The sequence below is a fragment of the Gluconacetobacter aggeris genome, from assembly GCF_014174395.1.
Classification (GTDB): Bacteria; Pseudomonadota; Alphaproteobacteria; order Acetobacterales; family Acetobacteraceae; genus Gluconacetobacter; species Gluconacetobacter aggeris.
The window spans coordinates 23,435-38,137 of the sequence record NZ_JABEQD010000009.1 but is presented as its reverse complement, the minus strand read 5'-3'; the positions used below and the strand labels follow the sequence as shown (position 1 = coordinate 38,137).

Sequence of the window (14,703 nt, the reverse complement as noted above, 5' to 3'; positions counted from 1 at the left end):
GGCATCGGTGCGGGCCTGCCTGTCGCGTGGCAGGGATGGGTGACGCTGCTGCTGTTCCTCGGGGCCGTTCTGTCCGCTTCGGCCATTCCTCTCTTTTTTCATTCCGCCATTGCGGTTTTTGTCGAAATCGTAATCATTCCCGTCATCCTGGCTGTCTTTCTCGTGGTCTGCGCGGCGAAGACGGAAGGAGGCTGGAGGTGGCGCTGGGGTGACGATCGCGCGTGACCTCCGGCGCCGGGCGAGGTTGATGCAGGGTTGGATGCGGCGAGCGTGCGCGATGTGGGGACTGGCATGAAGCATATTTCCGTCGCCAGTCCGGCGGGGGCCCATGGCTGGCGGCCGATCGTCGTCATGGCGCTGCTGTTCTTCAGCATCGGCTTCGTCACCTGGCTGAACGGGCCGCTGATCACGTTCGTGCAGCTTGCCTTCAGCCTCAGCGATGTCGCGGCCTTTCTGGTGCCGTCCTGTTTCTATCTGGCTTATTTCGTTTTTCCGTTGCCCGCGACGCTGCTGGCGCGCCGAACGGGGCTGAAGGCCGGCATGGCGATCGCGCTGATGGTGATGGCGGCCGGCACGGCCTTGTTCGGCGAATGCGTGACCGGGCGCTGGTATCCTGGCGCGCTGGCGGGGCTGGCGGTCATCGGGGCCGGCCTGTCGCTGTTGCAGGTGACGGTGAATCCTTACGTCACGCTATTGGGGCCGCACGATCGTGCGGCGCAGCGGATTGCGATCATGGGGACCGCGAACAAATTCGCCGGCATCCTGGCGCCGCTGGTCTTCGCTTCCCTGGTGATGCGCGATATCGGCGGTATCGCCACCCTGGTTCAGGGGGCGCCGTCCCCGGCGGCGCGGGATGCCGTGCTGACGCATTTCACCCGCGCGGTGCATGCGCCATACCTGTTCATGGCCGTGCTGCTGGTGGTGATGGCGGTGTGGGTCCTGCGGTCGCGCCTGCCGGATATCGGGATCGGGTCGGAGGCGGCTGTGCCGGCCGACGGGCGTGATGGGGGCCTGTTCCTGCTGGCCCTGGGGGTGTTCAGCACGTTTCTCTATGTGGGCGTGGAGGTGATGGCCGGGGATGCGATCGGCCTGTATGGCCGGTCCTTCGGCCTGTCGCTGGACGTGACCAAATATTTTACCGCCGCGACCCTGGCGGCGATGCTGGCGGGATATCTGGCCGGCATGGTGGTGGTGCCGCGCCTGGTGTCGCAGGAACGTTATATGGGGCTCTGCTGCGCCATGGGGCTGGCCCTGTGCGGGGCGGCGTGGATGACGGCGGGCCTGCCTTCCGTGTCGTGCGTGGCGCTGCTCGGCTTTGCCAACGCGATGATCATGCCGGCGCTGTTCCCGGCGGTCATGCGGACGATGGGCCGGCATGCCGACCATGCCGCCGCATTGCTGGTGATGGCATTTTGCGGTGGGGGCGTGCTGCCGCAGGTTTTCGTGCATCTGGCGGGGCCCTGCGGGACGCAGGCGGCCTTTGTTCTGGTCGCGGGGCCGGCCTATCTGGTCATTCTGGCCTATTGCGGCCTGATGCTGCGCCGTGACGGGCGTGCCGCTGGAGGCGCGCCTTTGATACCGGCCTGTCGTCAGGCGTGCGGTGCCGGCGGCGCCGATGGTGGTGGTGGCTGATAGGGTGGGAGGGCGGCGATCGGTTGAACGAAGATCCCGGTCCGGTCCCTGGGAATCCAGACCCGATGGCGGCGGAGGAATTCCGCCCCCATAAGGCTGTGATCGGTCTCGCCGATCATCAGGACGGGATGGTTGAAGCGGAAGGGGCCGAGTTCAAGACTGTCGAACCTGTGCAGGAACCGGGCTGTTTTCTCGTCGTCGATGCCGAAGCCGATACCCTTGCGATCATTGGCGAGGTCGGATTTCCTGACGCCTGCCTCTGCGGCATCGTCCGCGGAAATCAGGGTCTTGGACGCGCCGCTGTCGAGAATCGCGTCCATGGCATGGTTATCGAGTTTGACGCGGACGATGATCTTGGTCTGGTCCCTGCCGTCATGGTCGGTGGGGACTTCGTAATAGGCGCCGGTCCAATGCGGGATGAGGCCCTTGCAGCCATGGACATCGTACAGATTGACCCGGTGGTTCGGCAGGTCGAAGACGACATCGTAACTGGACAGGAAGTCGGCGCCGAGAAGCCCGACAATGGGGCGCCCCTTGATGGTGCGGCCGTCCATCAGCCTGCCGACGGCGACGAAGGATACATTCGAAGCCGTCGCACTGCCCAGGCCGACCGTATGGGCCGTGACGATCGTGCCGATGGTTTCGCCGCCGACACCGAGCAGGCGGACCTGCCGGAAGCTGGAAGACAGGTCGAGCTTGTCGACCTGCTGCGGCCATAGGCTGCTGACGATGGCACCGGTATCGACGATGAGTGCCACGGGATGCCCATTGACGGTCGCCTTGACGACCGGGGAGCCGCGATCGTTCAGGACATCCAGATCGCCAACCGAGGCGACGGTGCAGGAGCCGGTATCAGCGCATGCGCCGAGGCCGAGGGGGATGCAAAACGGCAACCAGCGCAGGGATCGAAACATGGCGTCATGTTAGGACGTTATACAATCCTGGCAAGGCGTTGCAGGCGTGGCGAGGCGCCGGTCAGCGCCCCGCCCCGCCCGCGCGGGCGAACCAGGGGACCATGCGGCGCAGGGCTTCTTCCAGCCGGTCGGTCGAGACCGCGAAGCTGAAGCGCATGAAGCGATTGCCCTCGACGGGGTCGAAATCCAGCCCTGGCGCGGTGGCGACGCCGGTATCGGCCAGCAGCCGGGCGCAGAAGGCCAGGCTGTCATTCGTCAGATGCCCGATATCGGCATAGATGTAGAAGGCGCCGTCGGGCGGTGCGATGCGGTCGATCCCCAGTTCCGGCAGGCGTTCCAGGAGCAGGTCGCGATTGTGGCGGTACATGCGGACATGGCCCTCCAGCTCCTCGCGGCAGTCGAAGGCGACCAGTCCGGCATGCTGGCTGAGCGAGGGCGGGGTGAGGAACATGTTGCCCACGCGCGTTCGCACCGCCTCGATCAGCGACGGGGGGGCGACCAGCCAGCCCAGCCGCCAGCCGGCCATGCTGAAATATTTCGAGAAGCTGTTGACGACCAGCGCCTCGGGCTCGTCCTGCAGGATCGAGCGGACCGGGCCGACATAGCTCAGCCCATGATAGATCTCGTCGGAGACGATGCGGATGCCCCGGTCGCGGCAGAGAGCGACGATGGCCTGCATCTCGGCTTCCGACAGGATCGTGCCGGTGGGGTTGGCGGGGCTGGCCAGGATGATGCCGTCCGGCGGCGGGTCCAGCGCCGCGATGGCGGAAGCCGAGAGCTGGAAACGTTCGGCCGGGCCGCAGGGGATCTCGACCGGTTCCATATACAGGGCCCGCAATGTGTTGCGGTAGGCGACATAGCCCGGCCGGGCCAGCGCGACTCGCGCGCCGGGCCTGAAGGCGCTGTTCAGTGCCAGGACGAAGGCCGGCGAGGCCCCGCAGGTCAGCCAGATCTGTTCGGGCTGGACGGTGGCGCCATAGGTTTCCCGATAATGGCGGGCGATGCGCGCCTTGAGCGGCGCGCTCTCCCAATAGCCCATCGCGTCGCTGTCCAGGACGCGGTGGGCCTCGGCGATGGCCGCCTTCGGCGCGCCGGTCGAGGGCTGGCCGAATTCCATATGCACGATGTCGCGCCCTTCCGCCGCCATCTGGTGGGCCAGGGTGCTGAGCCCGACGGCATGGAAGGGATCGATGCGGGGGACGGTCATGGGCGGGCCTCGTCCGGCGTGGGAGGGCGAATCCTGTCGGCATAGTCGCCCGGCCGGCCGCCGACAAGCGGTCGTGCGGCGGGAGGGGCTTCTGGAGCCCCCGACGTTACCGGCCCAACTGTTGGCCGCTCGCCGTGCGCAGGAAGGTGCCGGCACGCAGCCGGCCCTCGATCTCCTCCAGCGACAGGCCGCGCGTTTCGGGGACGAAGCGCAGCACGAACAGGTAGGCCAGGGCATTGATCAGCCCGAACAGCAGGAAGGTGCCGCCGGCGCCGAACCCCTGGACCATCGACAGGGTCGTCATCGAGATCAGCAGGTCGGCCCCCCAATGCGCCGCCGCCGCCAGGCCCATGCCCTTGCCGCGCACCGAGAGCGGAAAGACCTCGGCCCCGATGATCCAGATGGTGACCGACAGGCTGCCGACATTCAGCACCGCATAGCCCAGCAGCGACGCCACCATCAGCCAGGGATGCGAGGTGCCCCCCGACGCCTGCATGTGGAACAGCTCGGCCAGTACCAGCAGGCACAGGCTGGCCCCCGGCAGGAACCACAGCAGCAGGGCACGCCGGCCGATCGCCTCGACCGCCCAGTTGCCGAACAATGTCGCGACGATGATCGCGATCCCGACCGCGACCGAGGTGAGGAGGGCCGAGCCCTGGCCGAACCCGGCGCCGGAAAAGATGGTGGGGGCATAATAGAGGACGGCATTGATGCCGCTGAGCTGGCAGAGCAGGGCGACGCCGATCGCGGCCACCAGGGCGGGGCGCACCCATGGGCGGGCCAGTTCCGACCAGGGTTCCTGCCGGTCGTGCGCGTCGATGATGCTTTGCAGTTCTTCCTCTGCCGTGTGGTGGCTTGCGCGCACCCGGCGCAGGACGGTCCGCGCGCCCTCGAAATCGCCCTGCATGGCCAGCCAGCGCGGGCTGTTGGGCAGGAAGGCCATGCCCAGCAGCAGGATCACGGCGGGAATGATCCCCAGCCCGAACATGAGCCGCCAGCTTTCATGCCGGAGCAGGTAGCCGGTGACGAACGAGACCAGGAGCCCGCTGACCACCGCGAGCTGAAAGAGGCCCACCAGGCGCCCGCGCCGGTGGGCCGGGGCCAGCTCGGAGATGTAGAGCGGCACGATCTGCGATGCCGCGCCCACCGCCAGTCCCAGCACGAAGCGTGCCGCGGTCAGCATCCAGGTACCGTTGGCCAGTGAGGCGACGAGCGTACCGAGGATGAAGATTGCGGCGGCCACCATGACGGTGCGCCGCCGGCCGCCGCGGTCGGACAGGGGCGCAGCCCCCAGGCAGCCCACCAGCGCCCCGGCGATGATGGCCGAGGTGACGATCTGCTGGCCGCCGATATCCAGATGGAATTGCGGGGTGATCTGCAGCAGGGCCGCGGAGATGATGCCGGTGTCGTACCCGAACAGCAGCCCGCCGGCGGCGGAAATGCCCGCGATGACATCGATAAGCAGCTTGGCCTGCGAATTTTCTATATCATTCATTTAGTTATTTTATGAACTGATTCGGAAAAAATCAAAGAAAAGCAGGGTGTCCGGTACAAAAAGACGGCGGTTTCAGACGAATTTGTGATAGTTTGCTATCGTCTTTCAAGAAACTTTCCGACCAGGGAATGCGCAGTCAGGGAGAGACCAAGAGGAGAGGCAGGACAATACTGGAAAATGCGATCACGAATTTGTGACGGAGCGAGGGGACATCGATCGGGAGGTTGCCACGCTGATCGGGTCACACTCGCCATCCCCGGACGGCACATCGGGGAAACAATGATCGGGAAACGGAAAAAGAATGAACAACAATAATATATTCCGGCCTGCGGGTTCAGAACACGCGATAAGGGGCACCGGCCTGAATCCTGTCGGGGCCGTGCATGCCAATCTCCATGCGCCCGAACTGATCGGGCGTGCGATCCGCCGGGACGAGGGCGCCTTGTCTTCCGGCGGGGCGCTGATGGTGCGCACCGGCCTGCATACCGGCCGTTCGGTACAGGACAAGTTCATCGTCGACGAGCCCTCGACCCGCGACGGCGTCTGGTGGGGGGCGATCAACGCGGCGCTGCCGGCGGATTCGTTCCTGCGGGTCTGCGACCATGTGCGCGGCTATCTGGCCGGGCAGGAACTGTTTACCCAGGACCTGTATGCGGGTGCCGACCCGGCCCATCGCATCCGCGTCCGCCTGGTGACGACCCATGCATGGCATGCGCTGTTCGCGCGCAACATGTTCATCCGGCCGCCTTCGTCCGACCTGCCGGGGTTCGAGCCGGATTTCGTGATCCTGCATGCGCCGGACCTTGAACTCGACCCGGCGCGGCATGGGGTGCGCAGCGGCACGGGCGTGATCCTGTCGCTGGAGCAGCGGCTGGTGGTGATTGCCGGCACCCAGTATGCCGGCGAGATCAAGAAATCCATCTTCACGGTCATGAACTGGCTGCTGCCGGAGCAGGATGTCATGCCCATGCATTGCTCGGCCAATATCGGGCCTGGCGGCGATGTGGCCCTGTTCTTCGGCTTGTCGGGCACCGGCAAGACCACGCTGTCTTCCGATGCCTCGCGCCGGTTGATCGGCGATGACGAGCATGGCTGGTCGAAGGATGGCGTGTTCAATGTCGAAGGGGGTTGCTACGCCAAGGTGATCGGCCTGAAGCGCGAGGCCGAGCCGGAGATCTGGGATGCATCGCACCGGTTCGCCACCGTGCTGGAGAATGTGGTGGCCGATCGCGACGGCGTGCCGGACTTCATGCATGGCGGGCTGACGGAGAACACGCGCGCCTGCTACCCGATCGATTTCGTGGCCAATGCCAGTCCGGACGGCCGGGGCGGGGTGCCGCGCCATGTGGTGATGCTGACGGCCGATGCGTTCGGCGTACTGCCCCCCATTGCGCGGCTGACCCCGGCGCAGGCGGTGTATCATTTCCTCTCGGGTTATACGGCGCGGATCGCCGGGACCGAGAAGGGGCTGGGGAAGGAGCCGCAGGCGACCTTCAGCGCCTGTTTCGGCGCGCCGTTCCTGCCGCGCCCGCCCGAACTGTATGGCGAACGGCTGGCGGCCAGCCTGGCGCGCACGCCGGTGACGTGCTGGCTGGTGAATACCGGCTGGACCGGCGGGCCGTACGGGACCGGCCGGCGGATCGCGCTGGCCCAGACGCGTGCGCTGGTCAATGCCGCGCTGGACGGGCGGCTGGATGACGTGCCCTTCCGGGTCGAGGAGCATTTCGGCCTGTCGATCCCGACCCATGTGCCCGGTGTGCCGGACAGCCTGCTGGACCCGGCCTCGACCTGGGCCGATTCGGCGGCCTATGCGCGCGCGGCCGCGGACCTCGCGGAGCGGTTCGAGAAGAATTTCGAGACCTTCCGCGACGCTTGTGCGCCCGAGGTGCGGCAGGCCGCGATCCGCCCCCGCGCGGTATGAGTGGACGGTGGCGCCGCGCGAGAATGTGACGCGTGGCGCCATCGGCGCATGCCGGTTGCTCTTGACCCCATCCCTCGGGCCGGGACTAAGATCGCCCCGTTCTCCGGGGAGTCGCATGCGAGCGGCTGAGAGAGGGGTGTTTTCCCCCTGACCCGTCGAACCTGATCCGGGTCATGCCGGCGAAGGGATGGGAATTGAGTGCGGCGCCGTGATGCGCCGTCCGTCATGACATTTCGCGCCGGCGCGCCCCCTCCATGAGCAAGAGGACGCGCCATGAATATCCAGACACAACCCGCGACTCCGTCGCGCCAGCCGACGCGCACGCCCGCGACCGGCGATGTGACGGTCGGCCCCCGCGTCGGCGGACACAAGGTCTATCAGGGCGGCACGCTGTTTCCCGGCCTGCGGGTGCCCTTCCGGCAGGTCGACCTGCATCCCAGCGCCGGCGAGCCGCCGGTGACGCTGTATGATCCGTCGGGCCCCTATACCGACCCCACGGTCGACATCGATATTGCGCGCGGCCTGCCGGGCCTGCGTGCGGGCTGGATCGCACGGCGTGGCGATTGTGCGGTGGTCGACCAGCCGCGCCAGGTGCGGCCGGAGGATAATGGCGGCGCCACCGGGGCGACGCTGGCGCCGGCCTTCGACAATCGCGGGCGGGTGGTGCGGCGCGGCCTGAAGGGGCGGCCGGTGACGCAGCTTGAATATGCCCGCGCCGGGATCGTGACCGAGGAGATGGAATATGTCGCGATCCGCGAGAATCTGCGCCGGGCGGCGACGGACCCGGCGCTGCGGGATGGCGAGGATTTCGGTGCCAGCATTCCGGATTTCGTGACGCCCGAATTCGTCCGCGACGAAATTGCCCGTGGGCGGGCCGTGCTGCCGGCCAACATCAACCATCCGGAACTGGAGCCGATGATCATCGGCCGGAACTTCCTGGTGAAGATCAACGCCAATATCGGCAATTCCGCCGTGCTGGGCCATGTGGCCGACGAGGTGGACAAGATGGTCTGGGCCACGCGCTGGGGCGCGGATACGGTGATGGACCTGTCGACCGGCCGTAACATCCACAATATCCGCGACTGGATCGTCCGCAACAGCCCGGTGCCGATCGGCACGGTGCCGATCTATCAGGCGCTGGAGAAGGTCGGCGGCGTGGCCGAGGACCTGACCTGGGAGGTTTTCCGCGACACGCTGATCGAACAGGCCGAGCAGGGGGTGGATTACTTCACCATCCATGCCGGGGTGCGGCTGGCCTATGTGCCGCTGACGGCGCGGCGGGTGACGGGCATCGTCTCGCGCGGGGGCTCGATCATGGCCAAATGGTGTCTGGCGCATCATCGCGAGAGCTTTCTCTATGAGAAATTCGCGGAAATCTGCGAGATCATGCGGGAATATGATGTCAGCTTCAGCCTGGGTGACGGGCTGCGCCCGGGGTCGATCGCGGACGCCAACGACGCTGCCCAGTTCGCCGAGCTGCGCACGCTGGGCGAGCTGACCCGTGTGGCGTGGGACCATGGCTGCCAGGTGATGATCGAGGGGCCGGGCCATGTGCCGATGCACAAGATCAAGGCCAATATGGACGAGCAGCTTGCCCATTGCGGCGAAGCGCCGTTCTACACGCTCGGGCCGCTGACGACCGATATCGCGCCGGGTTACGACCACATCACGAGCGCCATCGGGGCGGCGATGATCGGGTGGTTCGGCACGGCCATGCTCTGCTACGTCACGCCCAAGGAGCATCTGGGCCTGCCCGACCGCAACGACGTGAAGACCGGGGTGATCACCTACAAGCTTGCGGCCCATGCCGCCGACCTGGCCAAGGGACATCCGGCCGCCCGGCTGCATGACGATGCGGTGTCGCGCGCGCGCTTCGAATTCCGCTGGGAGGACCAGTTCAATCTCGGGCTCGACCCCGAGACGGCACGTTGCTTCCATGACGAGACGTTGCCGAAGGAGGCGCACAAGACGGCGCATTTCTGTTCGATGTGCGGGCCGAAATTCTGTTCGATGAAGATCAGCCAGGATATTCGCGACGCGGCGCGCAGTCAGAATGACGGGGCCGGCATGTCGGCCGCCGAAATCACGGCCGGGCTGGCGGAAATGGGGGAGAAGTTCCGGGCCGGTGGGAGTGCGATCGACGTGGCGATGGTGGAGTAAGGTTTCTGTTCTTTTTTGAAAAAAAGAACCAAAAAACGTTTGATCTGTTAAGGACTGTTCTGCGGGCCTCGTAAGGAGCCTAAACGGATAAAAGTCTTTTTGCTTCTTTTTCTTCAGAAAAAGAAGACTCTCCTGCCATCGCATGAAACCGTGCGGTGGCAGGGTCCGCCTTGTAAAAATCAGCCACCGGATACGGCGCGCGGGCCAGTTCGTCCACGGCGGTGATAATCCGTGCCGCTTTTGCGTCATCCATCAGCACGCTGAAATTCAGGCGCGTCCAGCCGGGTTTGCGCATTTCCTCACCCGAGAGGATCGCGGCGCGCAACGTGTCGGATTCCGTGCGGTCGATGCCGAGCAGCCGGTGGGCGTAGGGGCCGGCACAGGCGCAGCCGCCGCGCGCCTGGATGCCGTAGCAGTCGGACAGCATGCGGGTGAAGAGCTGCTGGTGGAGCATGCCGCCGCGCTGCCGGTCGTGGACCTGCATCGAGAAGATCGGCAGCCGCCGTGTGGCGCGCGGGTTGCCCAGGATCACGAGGTTGGGGTTGTGGTCCCAGACGGCCCGCGCCGCGCGGTACAGCGTGTCGTGGCGGGCATTCATGACATCCTGCCCGATCGCGTCCTTGACCAGGAAGGCGAGGGCGGCGCGGATGTCGCCGGTCACGTTGGGGGTGCCGGCTTCCTCGCGCGTTGCGATGGCGTCGGCATAATCATGGCCCCAGGGGGAGACGAAACGCACCGTGCCGCCGCCGGTGACGACCGGGCGGTGCAGCGTGACGGCGGCATCGCGGACGATCGTGATGCCCGAGGCGCCTGGGCCGCCGACGAATTTGTGGGGCGAGACCACGATGGCGTCCTTTTCCCATTCCGTGCCGGGCTTCATGTCGATCGGCAGGTATGGGCCGCCGCCGGCATAGTCCCAGACGGCAAGGGCGCCGTGGGCCTTCAGCAGCGCCGTGACGGCATCGGTATCGGTGACGATGCCGGTGACGTTGGATGCGGCCGAGAAGGCGCCGATCTTCAGGCGTGACGGGCCGGCTTCCGTCAGGGAGGCCGCCAGATGCGCCAGGTCCGGTCCGCCCTCGGCGGCCTCGTCGATTTCGACGATCTCGGCGCCGCTTTCGCGCCAGGGCAGGATGTTGGAATGATGTTCGTAGGGGCCGATGAACACGATCGGGGCGGCGCTGCTGCGCGCGGCTTGCGGTACGCCGAGCAGGGCCACCAGCCGGTTCAGCCCCGCCGTGGCGCCCGAGCCGGTGAAGATGGTCGAAAATCCTTCGCCGGCGCCGCAGAGGCGGGCGATGGCGGCGCGTGCGGCATGGCGCAGGCGGCTGACATGCCGGCCGCAGAACGAGGCCTCGGTATGGCTGTTGGCGTACCAGGGCAGGACATGATCCATCATGAAGTCCTCGACCTGGCGCAGGGCCCGGCCCGAGGCGACGTAGTCGGCATAGATGAGCTTCTGCACGCCGAAGGGGCCGGGGACGGGGGCGCCTTCGCCGATCAGCCCGGCGCGGAGACCGTCGAGCCCGCCCGCCTGCAGGGACATCGTGAAATCCGTGAAGAGATCCTGTCCGTCGCGCATCGTCCGCCTCCAATCAATCGATGGCGAAAAAATAGACGGGATTTGGTAGAAGAACTTTATCATTCTCTCGATTGAAATGGCAGAAATTGGGTCATATGATCGGGCATGGGCGAAAAACTGGATCATTTTGATCGGGCATTGCTTCAGGCGCTGCAACGCGATGCCGGACTGTCGCAGCGCGAACTGGCCGAGCGGATCGGGCTGTCGCAGAATGCCTGCTGGCGGCGGCTGCATGCGTTGCGCGAGCGCGGGCTGATCCGTCAGCAGACGGTGCTGCTCGATCCCGATTCCGTGGGGCTGGGGCTGACGGTGTTTGTGATGGTGCGCACCCGCCACCATTCCCGGGACTGGCTGGACCGGTTTCGCGAGGCGGTGGTGTCGGTGCCCAATGTGATCGATTTCTACCGGATCGCCGGCGATTACGATTACATGCTGAAGATCGTGACGACGGACATGAATGCGTTCGATGCCATCTATCGCGCGCTGATCGCGCGGGTCGAACTGGATACCGTCACATCCTACATGGCGATGGAGGCGATCTGCGACCGGCGGGACCTGCCATTGTGACAGGCCCCGGCGATCTTGCGCGCCTGGTGATCAGAATTTGTTGATCGTGCCCTTTACGGCACCTTTCGCCTTCTCGGCGGAGCCTTTCATCTTCTGCGCCTCGCCTTCGGCTTCCAGATTGGGATTCCTGATCGCCTTGCCGACATTGCGCTTGATCTCGCCGACCATCTTGTCGGCGTGGCCTTTGATCTTGTCCTTGAGTTCGCCCATCTCCGTGATTCCTCTGGTTCGTGGCCTCTCGGGCCGGAGGCTGGCACGGCGTAAAACGCCCGGGGCCGATGGGGGTTGCGCAGCGGGGTTTCCGTGACGGACCTGGCGATTCGGGACTGCGGCCTCTGGAATGCGGTCAGTGCTGCTCGTCGCCGATCGTCGCCTGGTCGGGCGTGACGTCGCGCATCCGGGTGGGGGCCTCGCCTTTCGCATGGCCGGGGGGAAAGCAACGGTCTGTAACCGGACGCGGCGTTATGTGGCGCCTTCGGAAAGGCCGTGTTCCAGGGGCGCCCTGTCGGGGGTCAGGTGCAGTGCCAGATACAGCGCGACGATATCCTTGCTGGCGGTCAGGTCGACGCCGCAGATGCTTTCGATCCGCCGCAGGCGGTAGTCCAGGCTGTTGCGATGCAGCCCGAGGGCGGCAGCGGTGGGTTGGGGCCGCATGCCGTGGGCCAGCCAGACCCGCAGCGTGTGCAGCAGCATCGCGTGGCCCGTGGCCCCGAGCAGCGGGTGCAACGGGGCACGCAATTCCTGGGTCCGCCAATCCTGGGACGGGGCGTCCAGCAGGACGGCCAGGCGCATTTCCTCGTAGAACAGGAGTTCGCGTTCCGGGTGCAGGCGCCGTCCGACATCCAGCGTTGCCCGGGCCGTGTGGAAGGAGCGCACCAGCCCGTCGGCCCCGTCGACGAACCCGCCCAGCGCGAGGCGCAGGTCGAGCCCGGTGGTGGCGCGGGCGCGGGCCAGCAGGCGGCGCGCCCATTCGCGATGCCAGTCCAGGCTCCAGATGCCTTTGGCGGTAAGGGCCGGTTTCAGCACCGCGATTTCGGCCAGGGAGAGCGGTGCCACCAGATTCCCGCGCTCCGGCTCGCCGAGCAGGTTGATCAACTGGTGCCGTTCGCCCAGCAATGCCGCGGCGTCCGGCCCTTCGGAGCGGATTTCGATGATCGCGGCCACCCGTGGCTGCCGCAGGTCGATGCCCAGGCGCGCCGCCGAGCGGGCCAGGGCCGGCGGGGTGGGGACCTCGCGCACCAGGCTCAGCACCAGTTCCTCGCGCAGGCGGGCGTCGCGCGAGAGGGTGCGGTTCTGGCGCGCATGCTCCAGCATCGTCTCGGCCGCCATGCGGACCAGCTCGGCATAGGGGCGCAGCGAGCCGGGGGCGCCGGTCAGCCCCACACAGCCCACGACCGTCCGGCCGATCCGCAGCGGCAGGTTGACGCCCGGCCGGGCGCCGCCGAACTGCCGGACGGCGCGGGCTTCGATCTCGACCGCGCTGCTGCGCGCCAGGACCAGGAGGGCCCCGTCATGGACCTGGCCCAGCCGGGCGGGGTCGCCACTGGCGATGATGATGCCGCGGGCGTCCATCACGTTGATGTTGCAGCCGGTGATGGCCATCGACCGGTCGACGATCGCCTGGGCCAGGGCGGGGTCGATGTCCGGACGCCCGATGCCGTCGGGCGTGGCGGTATGGGCGGTTGGTTCCGGTGTCTTCATGCTGCTCTGTCATATGCCCAGAATTTTGTGCCGATTCTGGCATATTTATCATGCGGATGCACCAAGACGGCGGACCGCTTCTGCCCGTAGGGTCGCTTCAATGGCCCGGCTGCCGCATGGTGTCCGGAGCCCCCGCCCGCGTCCCGCCCCCGGAACGTGGCCGGGCAAGAAAAAACAAGCATCGGGGAAGAATGATGCACGCAGCCTCCGCACTCTCGTCGCCGGCGGTGGGCCGGCTGGACGCGACTTTTCGCAAGGTCGCGGGCAGGGTGGTGCCCTATATTTTCGTCTGTTACCTGTTCAATTACCTGGACCGGGTGAATGTCGGCTTCGCCAAGCTGGACATGCTCGACGCGCTGCACATGTCCGAACGGGCCTATGGGCTTGGGGCCGGGATCTTCTTCCTTGGCTATATCGCCTGCGGCGTGCCCAGCAACCTGATGCTGCAGCGCGTGGGCGCGCGGCGGTGGCTGGCGCTGATCATGGTCCTGTGGGGCCTGCTGTCGGCGGCGCAGATGTTCGTGACCGGTCCGATCAGCTTCTACCTGTTGCGCTTCGTGACCGGGGCGGCCGAGGCGGGGTTCTTTCCCGGGCTGGTGCTGTATCTGACGCGGTGGTTCCCCTCCGAACGGCAGGGCCGGGCGCTGACCCTGTTCATGTCGGCGATTCCGCTCTCCGGCGTGGTGGGCGGCCCGTTATCGGGGTGGATGCTGTCGCATTTCGCTTCGGCGCCCGGTGGGCTGGCGGCGTGGCAGTGGCTGTTCCTGCTGCAGGGACTGCCGACCGTGGCACTGGGCATCGGCATGGTGATGCTGCTGAGCGACACGATCGAGCAGGCGGCCTGGCTGGCGCCGGAGGAGCGGATGGCGGTCGGCGAGGCCTTGCGGCGCGACCGGCTGGAGCAGCCGAAGCAACTGGCCGACAGTTTCGGCGCCGTGCTGCGCAATCCGGCGGTCTGGATGCTGGGGCTGCTGTATTTCTGCATCCAGGCCGGGGTCTATGCGATCAATTTCTGGCTGCCGACGATCATCCGCTCCAGCGGCATCCATGACGCGGCGACGATCGGCTGGCTGAGCGCGGTGCCGTATGTCGGGGCCAGCCTGTTCATGATCGTCATGGGCCGTTCGGCGGACCGGATGCGCGAGCGGCGGTGGCATCTGGCGGTTCCGCTGCTGATGGCGGCGGGTGGGCTGGCGCTGGCGGCCCGGTTCCCGGATTCGATGCCTGTGGCGCTGGGGGCGTTGACGGTGGCGACCGCGGGGGCGCTGACCGGCCTGCCGATGTTCTGGCCGCTTTGCAGCGGTTACCTGAGCCCGGCGGCGGCGGCGGGCGGGCTGGCGCTGATCAATTCGATGGGGCAACTGGCAGGGTTCGTCAGCCCGTATCTGGTGGGCTGGATCAAGGACGCGACGCAGCGGACCGACGGGGCGCTGGCCCTGCTGGCGGCGATGGCGGTGCTGGGGGTGGTGCTTGTGCTGCGCATGCCCCCCACCCGCGTCAACCGCTGAAAGCGCGGCTGGACAT

At 66.7% G+C, this 14,703-nt stretch carries 12 protein-coding genes and 1 riboswitch; of the genes, 6 read left to right on the top strand and 6 right to left on the bottom strand.

Going from position 1 to position 14,703, the window contains the following annotated elements; translation table 11 throughout:
* Positions 1-39 precede the first annotated feature (39 nt).
* Together HLH36_RS12970 and gluP are read left to right on the top strand one after the other, a co-directional pair.
* Positions 40-225, top strand: coding sequence for a hypothetical protein (locus HLH36_RS12970; protein WP_246376811.1), 186 nt, complete (start codon positions 40-42; stop codon positions 223-225).
* A 66-nt stretch (positions 226-291) separates the two neighbouring features.
* Positions 292-1,632, top strand: a complete 1,341-nt coding sequence (gluP, locus tag HLH36_RS12965; protein ID WP_182986785.1) for a glucose/galactose MFS transporter — start codon at positions 292-294, stop codon at positions 1,630-1,632.
* On the opposite strand, the gene HLH36_RS12960 is transcribed toward gluP, so the two are convergent.
* The 3 genes from HLH36_RS12960 to HLH36_RS12950 form a co-directional block, all read right to left on the bottom strand.
* Positions 1,590-2,546 carry an aspartyl protease family protein gene (locus tag HLH36_RS12960; RefSeq protein WP_182986784.1) on the bottom strand — a complete coding sequence of 319 codons (957 nt, stop codon included), beginning with the start codon at positions 2,544-2,546 and terminating at the stop codon, positions 1,590-1,592. The genes gluP and HLH36_RS12960 overlap by 43 nt on opposite strands.
* A gap of 61 nt (positions 2,547-2,607) precedes the next feature.
* The gene (locus HLH36_RS12955; RefSeq protein WP_182986783.1) at positions 2,608-3,753 is read right to left on the bottom strand and encodes an aminotransferase class I/II-fold pyridoxal phosphate-dependent enzyme; all 1,146 of its coding nucleotides are present in this window, start codon (positions 3,751-3,753) and stop codon (positions 2,608-2,610) included.
* 106 nt (positions 3,754-3,859) lie between these two features.
* Positions 3,860-5,248 carry a sugar porter family MFS transporter gene (locus tag HLH36_RS12950; protein ID WP_182986782.1) on the bottom strand — a complete coding sequence of 463 codons (1,389 nt, stop codon included), beginning with the start codon at positions 5,246-5,248 and terminating at the stop codon, positions 3,860-3,862.
* A gap of 301 nt (positions 5,249-5,549) precedes the next feature.
* Here HLH36_RS12950 and pckA point away from each other — a divergent pair, with 301 nt between their 5' ends.
* Positions 5,550-7,169 (top strand): phosphoenolpyruvate carboxykinase (ATP), encoded by a 1,620-nt coding sequence (pckA, locus tag HLH36_RS12945; RefSeq protein WP_182986781.1) that lies wholly within the window; start codon positions 5,550-5,552, stop codon positions 7,167-7,169.
* A 94-nt stretch (positions 7,170-7,263) separates the two neighbouring features.
* Positions 7,264-7,375: riboswitch (TPP riboswitch) on the top strand.
* Between the two features lie 67 nt (positions 7,376-7,442).
* Positions 7,443-9,329 (top strand): phosphomethylpyrimidine synthase ThiC, encoded by a 1,887-nt coding sequence (gene thiC, locus HLH36_RS12940; RefSeq protein WP_220792832.1) that lies wholly within the window; start codon positions 7,443-7,445, stop codon positions 9,327-9,329.
* 79 nt (positions 9,330-9,408) lie between these two features.
* On the opposite strand, the gene HLH36_RS12935 is transcribed toward thiC, so the two are convergent.
* Positions 9,409-10,911 (bottom strand): aminotransferase class V-fold PLP-dependent enzyme, encoded by a 1,503-nt coding sequence (locus HLH36_RS12935; RefSeq protein WP_182986780.1) that lies wholly within the window; start codon positions 10,909-10,911, stop codon positions 9,409-9,411.
* A gap of 105 nt (positions 10,912-11,016) precedes the next feature.
* Here HLH36_RS12935 and HLH36_RS12930 point away from each other — a divergent pair, with 105 nt between their 5' ends.
* Positions 11,017-11,478: an Lrp/AsnC family transcriptional regulator gene (locus HLH36_RS12930; protein WP_182986779.1), complete on the top strand. Its 462-nt coding sequence runs from the start codon at positions 11,017-11,019 to the stop codon at positions 11,476-11,478.
* A 30-nt stretch (positions 11,479-11,508) separates the two neighbouring features.
* Here HLH36_RS12930 and HLH36_RS12925 read toward each other — a convergent pair whose 3' ends face one another.
* Both HLH36_RS12925 and HLH36_RS12920 read right to left on the bottom strand, forming a co-directional pair.
* Positions 11,509-11,688: a CsbD family protein gene (locus HLH36_RS12925; protein WP_182986778.1), complete on the bottom strand. Its 180-nt coding sequence runs from the start codon at positions 11,686-11,688 to the stop codon at positions 11,509-11,511.
* Between the two features lie 252 nt (positions 11,689-11,940).
* Complete coding sequence (locus tag HLH36_RS12920) at positions 11,941-13,179, bottom strand: sugar diacid recognition domain-containing protein (RefSeq protein ID WP_182986777.1); 1,239 nt, start codon at positions 13,177-13,179, stop codon at positions 11,941-11,943.
* A 191-nt stretch (positions 13,180-13,370) separates the two neighbouring features.
* Here HLH36_RS12920 and HLH36_RS12915 point away from each other — a divergent pair, with 191 nt between their 5' ends.
* Positions 13,371-14,687 carry an MFS transporter gene (locus HLH36_RS12915; protein WP_220791507.1) on the top strand — a complete coding sequence of 439 codons (1,317 nt, stop codon included), beginning with the start codon at positions 13,371-13,373 and terminating at the stop codon, positions 14,685-14,687.
* Positions 14,688-14,703 lie beyond the last annotated feature (16 nt).